General features: G+C 70.9%; 11 protein-coding genes. 6 read left to right on the top strand and 5 right to left on the bottom strand.

Annotated features, from left to right (window positions below):
- The first annotated feature begins 1 nt into the window (after position 1).
- A complete protein-coding gene (gyrB, locus tag H8B08_RS06960) occupies positions 2–2,419 on the top strand; it encodes a DNA topoisomerase (ATP-hydrolyzing) subunit B (RefSeq protein WP_187449484.1) in 2,418 nt (805 codons plus the stop codon).
- Positions 2,420–2,468: 49 nt separating this feature from the next.
- Positions 2,469–2,816, top strand: a complete 348-nt coding sequence (locus H8B08_RS06965) for a DUF1428 domain-containing protein (protein WP_187449485.1) — start codon at positions 2,469–2,471, stop codon at positions 2,814–2,816.
- Positions 2,817–2,819: 3 nt separating this feature from the next.
- Here H8B08_RS06965 and H8B08_RS06970 read toward each other — a convergent pair whose 3' ends face one another.
- Positions 2,820–3,185 carry a hypothetical protein gene (locus H8B08_RS06970; protein ID WP_187449486.1) on the bottom strand — a complete coding sequence of 122 codons (366 nt, stop codon included), beginning with the start codon at positions 3,183–3,185 and terminating at the stop codon, positions 2,820–2,822.
- Positions 3,186–3,356: 171 nt separating this feature from the next.
- Between H8B08_RS06970 and H8B08_RS06975 the strand changes: the two genes are divergently transcribed.
- On the top strand, positions 3,357–4,625 hold the full coding sequence (locus H8B08_RS06975) for a glycosyltransferase family 4 protein (protein ID WP_187449487.1): 1,269 nt from the start codon (positions 3,357–3,359) through the stop codon (positions 4,623–4,625).
- A 3-nt stretch (positions 4,626–4,628) separates the two neighbouring features.
- Here the strand turns inward: H8B08_RS06975 and recQ are convergent, their stop codons facing one another.
- Positions 4,629–6,464, bottom strand: coding sequence for a DNA helicase RecQ (gene recQ / locus H8B08_RS06980; protein WP_370545428.1), 1,836 nt, complete (start codon positions 6,462–6,464; stop codon positions 4,629–4,631).
- Positions 6,465–6,822: 358 nt separating this feature from the next.
- Between recQ and H8B08_RS06985 the strand changes: the two genes are divergently transcribed.
- Together H8B08_RS06985 and H8B08_RS06990 are read left to right on the top strand one after the other, a co-directional pair.
- Positions 6,823–8,832, top strand: a complete 2,010-nt coding sequence (locus tag H8B08_RS06985) for a transglycosylase domain-containing protein (RefSeq protein ID WP_187449488.1) — start codon at positions 6,823–6,825, stop codon at positions 8,830–8,832.
- A 128-nt stretch (positions 8,833–8,960) separates the two neighbouring features.
- Complete coding sequence (locus H8B08_RS06990; RefSeq protein ID WP_187449489.1) at positions 8,961–10,121, top strand: serine hydrolase; 1,161 nt, start codon at positions 8,961–8,963, stop codon at positions 10,119–10,121.
- A 182-nt stretch (positions 10,122–10,303) separates the two neighbouring features.
- Here H8B08_RS06990 and H8B08_RS06995 read toward each other — a convergent pair whose 3' ends face one another.
- The 3 genes from H8B08_RS06995 to H8B08_RS07005 form a co-directional block, all read right to left on the bottom strand.
- On the bottom strand, positions 10,304–11,026 hold the full coding sequence (locus tag H8B08_RS06995) for a SprT family zinc-dependent metalloprotease (RefSeq protein WP_187449490.1): 723 nt from the start codon (positions 11,024–11,026) through the stop codon (positions 10,304–10,306).
- Between the two features lie 13 nt (positions 11,027–11,039).
- The gene (locus H8B08_RS07000) at positions 11,040–12,311 is read right to left on the bottom strand and encodes a polyhydroxyalkanoate depolymerase (RefSeq protein ID WP_187449491.1); all 1,272 of its coding nucleotides are present in this window, start codon (positions 12,309–12,311) and stop codon (positions 11,040–11,042) included.
- Positions 12,312–12,400: 89 nt separating this feature from the next.
- Positions 12,401–13,009 (bottom strand): SCO family protein, encoded by a 609-nt coding sequence (locus H8B08_RS07005; RefSeq protein ID WP_370545430.1) that lies wholly within the window; start codon positions 13,007–13,009, stop codon positions 12,401–12,403.
- Positions 13,010–13,069: 60 nt separating this feature from the next.
- Between H8B08_RS07005 and H8B08_RS07010 the strand changes: the two genes are divergently transcribed.
- Positions 13,070–14,437 carry an ActS/PrrB/RegB family redox-sensitive histidine kinase gene (locus H8B08_RS07010; protein ID WP_187449492.1) on the top strand — a complete coding sequence of 456 codons (1,368 nt, stop codon included), beginning with the start codon at positions 13,070–13,072 and terminating at the stop codon, positions 14,435–14,437.
- Positions 14,438–14,483 lie beyond the last annotated feature (46 nt).

Below are 14,483 nucleotides of genomic sequence, written 5' to 3' on the forward strand. Positions count from 1 at the left end.
CATGACCGACGAAACCGCAGGCAACGCCGCCGCCGAATACGGCGCGGACTCGATCAAGGTGCTGAAGGGCCTGGACGCGGTGCGCAAGCGGCCGGGCATGTACATCGGCGACACCGACGACGGCTCGGGCCTGCACCACATGGTCTACGAGGTGGTGGACAACGCCATCGACGAGGCCCTGGCCGGCCACGCCACCCTGGTGGGCGTCACCCTGAACGCCGACGGCTCGGTCACCGTCACCGACGACGGCCGCGGCATCCCCACCGACATCCACGAGGGCGAGGGCGTCTCGGCGGCCGAGGTCATCATGACCCAGCTGCACGCCGGCGGTAAGTTCGACCAGAACTCCTACAAGGTCTCCGGCGGCCTGCACGGCGTGGGCGTGTCGGTGGTCAACGCCCTGTCCGACTATCTGCTGCTGAAGATCTGGCGCAACGGCCAGGTGCACGAGATGCGCTTCGAGCGCGGCGACGCGGTCTCGCCGCTGAAGGTCACCGGCGAGGCGCCCCGGCGCGACAACGGCGAGTACCTGACCGGCACCTCGGTCACCTTCATGCCGTCGACCGACACCTTCTCGATGATCGAGTTCGACCGGAAGACGCTGGAGCACCGCCTGCGCGAGCTGGCCTTCCTGAACTCGGGCGTGAAGATCGTCTTCAAGGACCTGCGCGGGGCCGAGCCGTTCGAGGAGATACTGCTCTACGACGGCGGCGTCGAAGCGTTCGTGCGCCACCTCGACAAGTCCAAGCACCCGCTGATGAAGGAGCCGATCGTGGTCCGCGGCAAGCGCGACCGGGTCGAGCTGGAACTGGCCCTGTGGTGGAACGACAGCTACCACGAGACCACGCTGTGCTTCACCAACAACATCCCGCAGCGCGACGGCGGCACCCACATGGCCGGCTTCCGCGCCGCCCTGACCCGGGTGATCGGCGGCTACATCGAAAGCTCCGGCCTGGCCAAGCGCGAGAAGGTCAGCGTCTCGGGCGAGGACGCCCGCGAAGGCCTGACCTGCGTGCTGTCGGTCAAGCTGCCTGACCCGAAGTTCAGCTCGCAGACCAAGGACAAGCTGGTTTCCTCCGAAGCCCGTCCGGCCGTGGAGAATCTGGTCGGCGAAGGCCTGGCCCAGTGGTTCGAGGAGCACCCGAACGAGGCCAAGCACGTCGTCGGCAAGATCGTCGAGGCCGCCGCCGCCCGTGAGGCCGCGCGCAAGGCCCGCGAACTGACCCGCCGCAAGTCGGCGCTCGACATCACCTCGCTGCCCGGCAAGCTCGCCGACTGCCAGGAACGCGACCCGGCCAAGTCCGAGATCTTCATCGTCGAGGGCGACTCCGCCGGCGGCTCGGCCAAGCAGGGCCGCAACCGCGAGAACCAGGCGGTGCTGCCGCTGCGCGGCAAGATCCTGAACGTGGAGCGCGCCCGCTTCGACAAGATGCTGTCGTCCGACCAGATCGGCACCCTGATCACGGCGCTGGGCGCCGGCATCGGGCGGGACGACTTCGACATCGAGAAGATGCGCTACCACAAGATCGTGGTGATGACCGACGCCGACGTCGACGGCGCCCACATCCGCACCCTGCTGCTGACCTTCTTCTACCGGCAGATGCCGCAGGTCATCGAGCGCGGCTACCTCTACATCGCCCAGCCGCCGCTCTACAAAGCCAGCAAGGGCAAGTCCTCGCGCTACCTGAAGGACGACTCCGAAATGGAGGCCTTCCTGATCGACGAGGGCTCCGACGGGGCCGAGTACGACCTCGCCTCGGGCGAGCGCCGCACCGGCCAGGACCTGATCCAGGCGGTCCGCGAGGCCCGCGCCGCCAAGTCCCTGGTCGACCGTCTGTCGGCCCGCGCCCCGGCCTTCGCCATCGAGCAGTCGGCCCTGGCCGGCCTGTTCGCCGAGGGCGGCGACCCCGCGGCCGCGGCCGCGCGCCTGAACCTCTACAACGAGGAAGGCGACGGCCCCTGGACCGGCGAACGCGGCGAGCAGGGCGCGGTGGTGTTCTCGCGCGTGCGCCGCGGCGTCACCGAGCGGGTGGTGCTGGACGACCAGCTGATGCACTCGCAGGACGCGCGCCGCCTGGCCGAGCGCGCGGCCGGCCTGAAGGACGCCTTCGCCAAGCCGGGCGTGTTCCGCCGCAAGGACAAGTCGACCACCATCCGCGGTCCGCTGGACCTGGTGGCCGCGGTGCTGGAAGCCGGCCGTAAGGGCCTGTCGATCCAGCGCTACAAGGGCCTGGGGGAAATGAACCCGGAACAGCTGTGGGAGACCACGCTGGACGAGAACGCCCGCACCCTGCTGCAGGTGCGCGTCGACCACGCCGACGACGCCGAGGACCTGTTCTCCAAGCTGATGGGCGACGTGGTGGAGCCGCGCCGCGAGTTCATCCAGGAAAACGCGCTGGACGCCGAGGTCGACGTCTGACGATCCTCCGGCGCTGGCCGCGCTGCGCGCCCGGCGCCGGGAGGACTTCATGAGCTACGTCGACGGAATGGTCGCCGCGGTGCCCACCGCCAACAAGGACGCCTACCTGGCGCACGCCCGCGCCATGGCGGCGATCTTCAAGGAGTACGGCGCGACTCGGGTGGTCGAGACCTGGGGCGACGACGTGCCCGAGGGCAAGGTCACCGACTTCCGACGTGCGGTGCAGGCGACGCCCGAGGAGACCGTGGTGTTTTCGTGGGTGACCTGGCCCGACAAGGCCGCGCGCGACGCGGGCTGGGCCAGGATGATGCAGGACACCCGCATGGCCGCCCACGACATGCCGTTCGACGGCAAGCGCATGATCTACGGCGGCTTCGAAGGCCTGCTCGACGTCTGACCGCTAGGCGGTCCCCGGCGGGACGGACGGATTGTCGAACATCGACGGCGACGGCTGGGCCGGTGTGGCGGCCAGCGCGCTCGGGCCCAGGCCCGTTGAGTGGCGTACGGTCAGCTCGCCGACCTCCAGCCGGTCGACCGACAGCTGGCGGATCTTGACCCGGTCCGCCGCGGCCCGACCGACGCGCAGCCGGCCGATGGCCAGGGCGCCGACCGCGATCGCGCCCAGCGCCAGCGCGCCCCAGGCCGCGGCGCCGAGCGCCAGCGCGCCGGTCGTCTGCGTCCGCGGGCGGTCGGCCCGCGACAGCAGGCCGTGGTCGGGATGATGGAGGCGCAGGCGCGTCTCCTTCACGTCGGACTTGGTCAGCATGGCGTCCTCAAGCAGGAGTCCGGAGAACGGGCGAGGGGCCCCGCCGGTTCGCGTGACGGCATTTCCCTAGGGGAGTCTGGCCAGCAGCGATTGCGGGCTTCCGGAGCTTCACGGACCGGCGCAATCTCGGCGGTGAGGGCGCGCGCCATGCGCGTTCCGGGGGCCTGACCGATGCGGATTCTGCACTTCGTCGGGATTGGTTTGCTGCCGAGTGATCCAGACGCCGAAGCGGTCGGCGGCACCGAGCGGGTGGCCCTGGAACTGGCCCGGGTGCAGGCCGCCCGAGGGGCCGAGGTCTGCGTCGCCGGGCCGGCCGAGGCGCCGTCGCAGCGCCAATGGCGCGGGGTCACGGTCCAGCGGCTGGCGGCGGCGGCCGGACGGCTCGCCCCGCGGAAATTCGCCAATCACCTCGCCTTGGCCGCCCTGACCTGGACCCGCCGGTTCGACGTCGTGCACCTGCACGAGCACCCGCACGCACGCCTGGTGCGCGCCCGCGCCGTCGTGGTGCAGGCGCACAACGACATCATCGGCGACCCGGGCACGCAGGAGTTCGACGGCGCCGCCCGGCGGTTCTGGTCGGGCGCGCGGCGCGGGCATGTCCAGCTTGGGGTCAGCGAGTACCTGGCCGGCCGGTTCGTGCGCGCCCTGGACAGCCTCGGCACGTCCGCCAGGGCCCAGGCGAACGTAGGCGTGTGCCCCAACGGCGTGGACCTCGAGAACTTCCGGGCCCAGACCCGCGCGGGCGACCGCGACCTGTGGCGGCGCCGGTGGGGGTTCGCGTCGGACGACGTCGTCTTCCTGTTCGCCGGCGCGATCCAGGAGGCCAAGGGGGTCGACCATCTCGCCGCCGCCTTCACGGAGGTCGCGGCGGCGCAGCCGCAGGCCCGGCTGGTCATCGTCGGCAGTCATCGCCTGTGGATCGACGCCGATCCGGAGGAATCCGAAGCCTTTGAAGAGCGGGTGCTGGGCGCCCTGCAGCCGCTGATCGACGAGGGACGGGTCGTCTTCCTCGGGCCGCGCTCGCATCAGGAGATGCCGTCGATCATGGCCGCGGTCGACGCCGTGGTGCTGCCCTCGATCATTCCGGAGGCCTTCGGCCTGGTCGTGGTCGAGGCCTTCGCGCTCGGCCGGCCCGCAGTCGCCACCCGCATGGGCGCGCTGTGCGAACTGGTGCAGGACCACAAGAACGGCCTGCTGGTCGATCCGTACGACCGGCCCGGACTGGCGGCGGCCATGGGCGCGCTGGTCGGGGACGCCGGCCTGCGCGCCCAGCTCTCCGACGAGGCTCTGCGAGCCGCCAAGAATTACAGCTGGGAGGCCAGCGTGGACCGGCTGGAGCGGATCTACGGCTGCGCCTTGGCAGGCGCTCAGCTGCCGGGCCTGTTCTCCGCCGACGGCATGCTGGACGCGCTGGGCCAGGGGCTGGACATGGGGTCCTGAGCGCTAGTTGTCGCGCACGACCTTCAGCACCGCCTCGCCATAGCGGGCCAGCTTGCTTTCGCCCACACCGCCCAGGCGCGCCAGCTCGCCCAGGCCGCCTGGGCGGGCGTTGGCGATGTCGAGCAGGGTGCGGTCGTGGAAGATCACGTAGGGCGGCACGGCCTGTTCGGCCGCGCGCTCGCGCCGCCAGGCCTTGAGCGCCTCGAACAGCGGCTGCGCCTCGGCCGGCACCGCCGCCAGGGCGTCGCGCGTCCGTTTGCGCGGCCGGCCCGAGCGGGTGGTCGGGTCGTGCCCCTCCATCTCGCGGCGGATCTGCAGCCGCCGCTCGCCGCGATAGACGGCCTTCACCTGGTCCGGGTCGCCCAGGGTGACCAGCGGGCGGCCGTCGTTGGGATCCTCGCGCAGCAGGCCCTCGAACAGCAGCTGTTCGATCAGCTCGCGCCAGCCGGCCGGGCTGAACTCCTGGCCGATGCCGAAGGTGGTCAGGCCGGCCTCCCAGGGGGTGACTTCCTTGGTCTTGCCCAGCAGGTGGTCGACCACGCGCCCCCGCCCGAAACGGCCGCCCAGCCGGTGGACGGCGGCCAGCGCCTTCTGGGCCGCCTCGGTGGCGTCGACGGCTTCCGGCGGGCTGACGCACAGATCGCAGCGGCCGCAGGGCTCCACCTCGACCTCGCCGAAGTAGCGGCGCACGGCCGCCGGGCGGCAACCCATGCCGTCGAGCATGGCGTAGAGCCGCCGGGCCTTGCCGACCTGAACGGTCTTGACCTCTTCGGCCATCTCGCGGCCGTCGATGCGCCGCAGCGCCCAGGCCAGGTCCGCGGCCCCGTAAAGGGTGAACCCTTCGGCCGGCTCGCCGTCGCGCCCCGCGCGCCCGACCTCCTGCCAGTAGGCCTCGATCGAGGACGGCGGGTCGGCGTGGATGACGAAGCGGACGTCGGGTTTGTCGACGCCCATGCCGAAGGCGATGGTGGCGCACATCACCGCCTCGTCGGCCTCCAGGAACTTGGTCAACCGCCGGTCGCGTTCGCCCTTCTCCAGGCCCGCGTGATAGGCGGTGGCCGGCACGCCGGCGTCGCGCAGGGCCTCGGCCAGCCGCTCGGTGCCCTCGCGCGAGCCGGCGTAGACGATCCCCGAGCGGCCGCGGCGCTCCTCGACCAGCTCCAGCACGCGCTTCTGGGCGGCGCCGCGCTTGCGCTCGGCGGTCAGGGCCAGGTTCGGGCGGTCGAAGCTGGCGACGAACTCGGCGGCGCTCTCCAGCTTCAGGTTGGCCTTGATGTCCTCGCGGGTCCGCGCGTCGGCGGTGGCGGTGACCGCCAGCCGCGGCACGCCCGGGAAGGCCTCGGCCAGCCGGCCCAGCATGCGGTACTCGGGCCGGAAGTCGTGGCCCCACTGGCTGACGCAGTGGGCCTCGTCGATGGCGACCAGCGCCATCGGCACGCGCGACAGCCGGTCGACCGTGCCGTTGGTCATCAGGCCTTCGGGCGACATGTAGAGAAGGTCCAGCGCGCCTTCCTGCACCGCCTCCCAGATCTCCCGGCGCTCGGCCGGCAGGGTGGAGGAGTCCAGGCGCGCGGCGCGCACGCCCAGCTGGCGCAGGGTGGCGACCTGGTCGGCCATGAGCGCGATCAGCGGCGAGACCACCAGGCCCACGCCCGGGCGCATGAGGCTGGGGATCTGGTAGCAGACGCTCTTGCCGCCGCCGGTCGGCAGCACGGCGAGGGCGTCGCGCCCGGCCAGCACCTCGGTAACGACCTCGGCCTGGCGGCCGCGGAAGTCGGCGTGGCCGTAAACGCGGCGCAGGATCTCGCGCGCTTCGCTGAGGTCGGGGGCTCGGGTCACGGGCGCTGTCTAGGCCGCTTCGCCCGGATCGGGGAGAGGACGAATGTGCACGCCGCCCGATTTCCGGCCGCCAGCTCTTCAGAGCGGGGATGCGGTCGCGCCGAGACCTTCCGTCGCAGGGGTTCGACTGGGCGATCCGTGCTCCTTACATGACCTCCTTCGACGTGGGAGCGCACGTGACAAGGCTTTCACTTGCCTTGTCGGCGAGGTCCGCGGAATTCTGCGGCGAAAGTCGTCCGGTTTCTGTCCTGGACCTAAGAAACCGTCGTCTTTCCGTCACCGTTTAGCCCGTAGCGACCGCTAGGCTCTTCGGCTAACAATGATCGAAAGGCCCGGGGGCCTGCTTGGAGTTTCACGCATGAGCGGGCCGAGTTCGGGCAAGCGCACGCCGCTGCAGGCGGTGATGTACTGGACCACGGTGGTGGGCGTCTGGGGACTGATCTTCATGATCGGTTTCTTCGCCGTGTTCGCCTGGGGTCTTCCCGACACCTCGAAGCTCAACGAAGTCGATCGCCAGCCGTCGATCACCTATCTCGACCGCTCGGGCGCGCTCCTGGCCGTGCGCGGTAATCAGTTCGCGCCGCCGGTCAACGTCGACGACCTGCCGTCCTACGTGCCGGCCGCCTTCGTCGCGGTCGAGGACCGGCGCTTCTACCACCACCCCGGCTTCGACCCGATCGGCATCGCCCGCGCCATGGGCCGCAACATCAAGGCCGGGCGCAAGGTCGAGGGCGGCTCGACCATCACCCAGCAGCTCGCCCGCAACCTGTTCCTGACCCCGGCCCAGAACTACCGGCGCAAGATCCAGGAGATCATGCTGGCCGTATGGCTGGAGGCGAAGTTCTCCAAGAAGGAGATCCTCGGCCTTTACATGAACCGGGTCTACTTCGGGGCCGGCGCCTACGGCATCGAAGCCGCCTCGCAGCGCTATTTCGACAAGCACGCCAAGGACCTGACCGTCGGCGAGGCCGCCATGCTGGCCGGCCTGATGAAGGGCCCGTCGCGCTACAGCCCGCTGTCCGACCAGAAGCGCGCCGCCACCCGCGCCACCATCGTGCTGGACGAGATGGAACAGGCCGGCGTCATCACGCCCGAGCAGCGCATCGAGGCGGTGAGCAAGCCGGTGCGCGTGTCGCGCACGCTGGCCACCCAACACGCCCAGTACTTCGTCGACTGGGTCCACCAGGAAGTGCGCGCCCTGGTCGGCGAGCCGACCGAGGACCTGATCGTCGAGACCACGCTGGACTTCCCGATCCAGACCAACGCCGAGCGCGCCGTGCGTTCGATCGTCGAGCGCGACCAGAAGAAGGGCGTCGAGCAGGCCGCCCTGGTGGCCCTGGACGGCGAGGGCCGGGTGCGCGCCATGATCGGCGGCGCCGACTACGCCGACAGCGAGTTCAACCGCGCGGTCGACGCGCGCCGCCAGGCCGGTTCGGCCTTCAAGCCGTTCGTCTACCTGGCGGCGATGGAAGCCGGCTACACCCCGGACACCCCGGTGGTCGACGAACCGGTGACGATCGGCAACTGGACCCCGTCCAACTACACCAACACCTACCTCGGCCCGATCACCATGGAGACGGCCCTGGCCCAGTCGATCAACACGGTGGCCGCGCGCGTCGCCGACGAGGTCGGCCGCGACAACGTCGCGCGCGCCGCCAAGCGGGTCGGCATCACCTCCAACATCGGCACCGATCCGTCGATGGCGCTGGGCGCGGTCGAGGTCAGCCCGGTGGAGATGGCCCAGGCCTACGCGCCGTTCTCCAACGGCGGCCTGCGGGTGCAGGCCTACGGCATCAACCGGATCCGCACCAAGTCCGGCAAGGTGCTGTACGAGCACCGCCCGAACGAGGCCGGCAGGACCTCGGTGATCGGCAACCCGCCGCTCTCCTACATGAACCGCATGCTGCGTCAGGTGGTGGCCTCGGGCACCGCGCGCGGCGCGGCGATCGGCGGCTACGACCTGGCCGGCAAGACCGGCACCACCAGCGACTACAAGGACGCCTGGTTCGTCGGCTACACCGGCGGCTTCGTCACCGCCGTGTGGGTCGGCAAGGACGACAACAAGCCGATGAAGAAGGTCACCGGCGGCGGCTCGCCGGCGGCGATCTGGAAGACCTTCATGTCCTCGACCCTGCCGCGCCTGAAGGTCTCGGCCATCCCCAGCGGCCCGCAGGCCGCCCAGGCTGTCGGCGACCCGATCGGCGACCTGCTCAGCTCGGCCGGCGGCCTGTTCGGCGGCGGCGACGCGCCCGCCGACGGCGAGATCGCGCCCGACGCGGCGCCGGACGGCGACCCGGGACCCCAGCCGGTCCCGCCGCCGCAGGGGGGGCAGCCGACCCAACCGCAGGCGGACCCGACCTTCTACTGATCGGGACGACGCAGAACGAACGAAGGAAAGGGCGAGCCGCCGGCTCGCCCTTTCTGTTTTGGTGGGCCGCCATCGCTTTGACTACCGGCGTTCTTCCGCGCACTCTCGGGCCGATCGGGGAGGGGCGCATGATCAGGATCGCGTTGGCGGCTGCGGCGGTGCTCGCCGCGTCTTCGGCCTCGGCGGCTGTTCCGGCGAAGCGGGCCGCGGAGATCGACGCCGCCGTCGTCCGCGCCATGGCCGCCACCCGGGCCGAAGGCCTCGCCCTGGCCGTGATCGAGGACGGCCAGGTCGCCTATGTGAAAAGCTACGGCGATCGCAACGCCGTCGGCGCGCCGCTCGAACCGCAGACCATCATGTACGGCGCGTCCCTGACCAAGGCGGTGTTCGCCTACACCGTCATGCAGCTGGCCGAGGAGGGCGTGATCGATCTCGACGCCTCGATCGCCACCTATCTCGACAAGCCGCTCACCGACTACCCGAACGAGGACAGGTACGGTCCCTGGCGCGACCTGGCCGGCGACGAGCGCTGGCGGGCCCTCACGCCGCGCATCCTGCTGTCGCACGGCTCGGGCTTCGCCAACTTCGCCTTCCTGGAGCCGGATGAGAAGCTGCGCTTCCACTTCGATCCGGGGACCCGCTACGCCTACTCCGGCGAGGGCCTGATCCTGCTGCAGTTCGTGCTGGAACGGGGCCTCGGCCTCGACGTCGGCCAGGAGATGCAGCGCCGCGTGTTCGACCGCTTCGGCATGACGAACACCAGCATGATCTGGCGGCCGGACTTTGCGTCCAACCTGGCCGACGGCTGGGACCTGGAGGGCCGGACCGAGCCGCACGACGAGCGTGGCCGGGTGCGTGCGGCCGGCTCCATGGACACCACCATCGCCGACTTCGCCCGCTTCGCGGCGGCCTACGTGCGCGGCGAGGGCCTGTCGTCGGAGGGCCGCGCCGAACTGGTCCGGCCCCAGCGGCCGATCACCACCGCCTCGCAGTTCCCGACCCTGCAGCCGGAGCTGCCGCTGGCCGAGCGCCGCGCCGATCTGGCCGCGGGCTTGGGCGTGGTGGTGTTCGACGGTCCGCAGGGGCGGGGCTTCTTCAAGACCGGCCACAACGACACCACGGGCAACGTCTGGATGTGCGTCGAGCGGGGCCGCCGCTGCGTCGTCATCCTGGCCAACGACGTCCGCGCCGAGGCGGCTTTCCCGGTGCTCACCAAGATCGTGCTGGGCGAGACCGGCGCGCCCTGGAAATGGGAATACGGCGACCTGACGTTCTGGGACGGCCGCTGAATTCTCCTCCCCTGCGAGCGAAGCGAGCGGGGGAGGGGGACCATGCGAAGCATGGTGGAGGGGGCGAGCCGCGAGCTCGCCTTTTCTGTTTTCGGGAAAGGGTGGCTTCGACGCGGTGGAGGCGGTTCGCCCCCTCCACCGCCTTCGGCGGTTCCCCTCCCCCGCTTCGCAGGGGAGGAGATTTAGCGCCCGTAGGCGTGCAGGGTGCGGCCGTGGGCCTTGAGCCAGTTGCGGCCGGCCTTCTCGTCGCCCAGCAGGTCGCGCACCACGCCCCAGAAGCGCGGCGAATGGTCGGCGTGGACCAGGTGGGCGACCTCGTGGGCGGCGACGTAGTCCAGCACGAAGGCCGGGGCCAGGATCAGCCGCCAGGAATAGCGGATCGAGCCGCGCGCCGGCGTGCACGAGCCCCAGCGGCTCTTGGGATCGCCCAGGGCCACCTTCGGCAGGTCGAGACCCAGCGCCCGCACGTGCAGCTCCGTGCGGTGCTCGAGATCCCGCCGCGCCTCGGTCTTCAGCAACCGGTCGACCCGCCGCGCGAAGGCCGCGCCCTCGCCGCCGGAGACGATGTTCAGGCCCGCGTCGTCGCGCAGCAGGCGGGCGGCGGACGCGCCGGGAACGGCCGTCAGGCGGGCGGTCTCGCCGCGCACGGGCACGGTCGAGCCGGGCGCGAAGGCCACGCCCGAGGGCACCGCGGCGGCCCGCGAGGTGATCCAGTCGACCCGCTCGCGGGCGAAGGCCAGCGCGTCGTGCAGGCGGCGCGGATTGGGCGCGATCGCCACCACCTCGCCGCGCGCGTCGACCCTGAGCGACACCCGCCGGGCGCGCGCGTGCACCTTCAGGCGCACGGGCACGCCCTCGATCTCCACCACGTCGCCGTGGGCCAGTTTCGGCTTCAGCAGGCTCACGCGGCGGGCGCGGTCACGCCGCGTCGGCGGCCGCGGGCACGGCTTCCCGGCGGCGGATGAAGTCGCGCACCCGCGGGTAGATCTCGTCGCGGAAGCGGCGGCCGTTGAACACGCCGTAGTGGCCGACGTCCGGGTTCACGTAGAGCTCGCGCATGTCGGTCGGGATGCGCGGGCACAGGACGTGGGCCGCCTGGGTCTGGCCGACGCCGGAGATGTCGTCCTTGCCGCCTTCGACCGTCATCAGGGCGATGTCGGTGATCGCCTCGGGCCGCACCAGCCGCTCGTCGCGGTACTTCAGCAGGCCGCGCGGCAACAGGTGGTCCTGGAACACGATGTCGATGGTCTGGAGGTAGAACTCTTCGGTCAGGTCCAGAACCGACAGGTACTCGTCGTAGAACTCCAGGTGCTTGGCCTGCCCGTCGCCGTCGGCTTCCACCAGGTGGTTGAAGTACTCCCAGTGGGCGTCGACGTGGCGGTCCTCGTTCATGCTCATGAAGCTGTAGAGCTGCACGAAGCCCGGATAGACCCGCCGGCCCACGCCCGGATACGGCGGCGGCACGGTGTGGATCATGTTCGACTTGAACCAGGCGAACGGCTTCTCGACCGCCAGCTTGTTCACCGCCGTCGGGGCCAGGCGCGCGTCGATCGGCGAGCCCATGAAGGTCATCGAGGCCGGGCGGCACGGATCGCCGTCCTCGGCCATCAGCGCGGCCGCGGCCAGCACCGGCGGGCCCGGCTGGCAGACGGCCACCACGTGTACGTCGGGGCCCAGCGCCTGCAGCATCGAGCGGATGTGGTCGACATAGTCGTGGAAGTCGAAGCGGCCGGCCTGCATCGGCACCTGGCGGGCGTTGACCCAGTCGGTGACGTAGACCTCGTGGTCCTGCAGGAAGGCCTGCACCGTGCCGCGCAGCAGGGTGGCGTAGTGGCCCGACAGCGGGGCCACGATCAGCACGGCCGGCTCGAAGCCGGCGCGGCCGGCGCGGCGCAGGTCGTTGCGGTCACGAGCGAAGTGGGTCAGCCGGCACCACGGCGAGCTCCAGGCCTCGACCTGGCGGACGCGCACGTCCTTGCCGTCGATCTCGATCTTGTCGAGGTTCCAGGCGGGCTTGCCGTAGCGGCGGGTGAGATTGGCGAACAGCTCGGCCGAAGCGTAGAGCGTGCGGCCGAATTGAGTGTCCGAGGCGGGATTGGCGGGCGAGCCCCAGAAATCGCGCGCCATCTGCGCGGCCATCCGCAGGGGGGAAGCGGTGTAGTAAGCGTATTCGTGCAGCGCGTAGAGCATGAATTCCCGACTCGCAGCCTCATATGGGAAGCACGAGCGCATCATGAAACGCGCGAGGCTGCAAAAGGATTAGCGCGAACGGCGTATCGTCAACGCTGCTCGCGCATGGCCTTTTTGATCTGTTCGGCGATCTCGTCGGGGCCCAGATCGTGGCCCAGAATCCGGACGAAACGCCCGTCAGGCCCCATCAGATAAACGTACGCCGAGTGTTCCATCAGATAGTCGGGACCCTCTCCGACCTTGGCGTAGGGCGCCCGATAGGCCTTCGCAGCCGCGTCGATTTGCGCAGGGGTCCCGGTCAGGCCGATCACCCCGCGCGGGAAAGCGTCGCTGTCCAGATAGGCCTTCAACTGCGCCGGGGTGTCGCGGGCCGGGTCGACGGTGACGAACACGATCTGCAGCTTGTCGGCCTGCGGCCCCAGCCGGTCCTTCACCGCGGCGAGCGTCTGCAGCGTGGTCGGGCAGACGTCCGGGCAGTAGGTGAAGCCGAAGAACACCGCCGTCCACTTGCCCTTCAGCAGGGCCTCGGTCTGCGGCCGGCCGTTCTGATCGACCAGCTGGAACGGGCCGCCCACGGCGGCCTGGCCGGTCTCGGCCGGCGCGTTCGCCCCGTGGCGCGTCACGCTCCAGACGGTCACGCCCAGCAGGGCGGCCAGGGCCAGACAGCCGGCGGCGAAGATCATGCGGAAACGGGACACGGCGGAACCCCCGGAGGCGGTGGAGTCGTTTTCAGGCGCAGGCGACTGTATAGGCGGCGTATGGCCATTTCCCAACCGCGCTTCGGCGCGGAGCCCGAGCCGATCGGATCGGCGGGCCCCGAGCCGCTGGACTGGGACGTCGAGCTCCAGCGGCGCGGCCGGCTGCGGCTGCGGACTCTGCTCGGCCTGCGCTGGCTCGCGGTGGCCGGCCAGACCGCCGCGGTCCTGATGGTCGCCCTGGTCTTCGGCTTCGACATAAAGCTGGGCTGGTGCCTGGGGGTGATCGCCGCGAGCGCCTGGCTGAACGTCTTCCTCAGCGTCGTCTCGCCGGGCCAGCGCCTGGCCCGCAACTGGGAGGCGGCGGCCCAGCTGGCCTTCGACACCGCCCAGTTGGGCGTGCTGCTGGCCCTCACCGGCGGGGTGGCCAATCCGTTCTGCCTGCTGTTGCTGGCCCCCGTCACCGTCGCGGCCGCCACCCTGCCCACCCGCCAGGTGCTGGGCGTGGCCCTGGTCGGCTTCGTGGTCGTGACCCTCCTGCTGTTCTTCAAGGCGCCCCTGCCCTGGTTTCCGGGGCGGACGCTGGAGCTGCCCAGGCTGTACGAGACCGGCATGTGGGCGGCGCTGGTCACCGGCATGGGCTTCACCGCCGGCTACGCCTGGACGGCGGCGGCCGAGGCCTCGCGCATGGAGCTGGCGCTCGCCGCCACTCAACGGGTGCTGGCGCGCGAGCAGCAGCTGGCGGCGCTGGGCGGTCTGGCCGCGGCGGCGGCGCACGAACTGGGCACGCCGCTGGCCACCATTCAGGTGGTGGCGAAGGAGCTGCTGCGGTCTTCCCCGGCCGACGATCCCGTCGCCGAGGACGCGCGCCTCTTGCTGCAGCAGGCCGAGCGCTGCCGCGAGATCCTCAAGACCCTGGCCCAGAAACCCGAGACCGGCGACGTGGTCTACGCCCGCCTGGGCCTGGCCCAGCTGCTGGACGAGGTGGTCGAGCCCTATCGCGAGATGGGCCCGACCATCGTCACCGAGATCAAGGGCCCGCCCGGCGAGTTCGTGCCTGACGTCCGGCGCCTGCCGGAGGTGATCCACGCCCTGGCCTCCTTCGTCGAGAACGCCGCCGACTTCGCCCACAGCGTGGTGGGCGTGACCGGACGCTTCGACGAGGAGTCGATCTGGGTGGAGGTGCGCGACGACGGCCCGGGCTTTTCGCCCGACGTGCTGGTCAAGCTGGGCGAGCCTTACGTCACTTCGCGCCCGCACGGCGAGGGCTCGCGCTCGCACCACCACGGCATGGGCCTGGGTTTCTTCATCGCCAAGACCCTGCTGGAGCGATCCGGCGCCAAGGTGACCTTCGGCAACGACCGGGACGGCGGCGCGGTGGTCGAGGCGCGCTGGCCGCGGGCCCGCCTCGAGGCTGAGCCGGCCCTCTAGCCGCTTGAGGCGTGGAACCAAGCGAACGAAGATGCCGCGGTGTGCG

It is taken from the genome of Caulobacter sp. 17J80-11, from assembly GCF_014349105.1.
Lineage (GTDB): Bacteria > Pseudomonadota > Alphaproteobacteria > Caulobacterales > Caulobacteraceae > 17J80-11.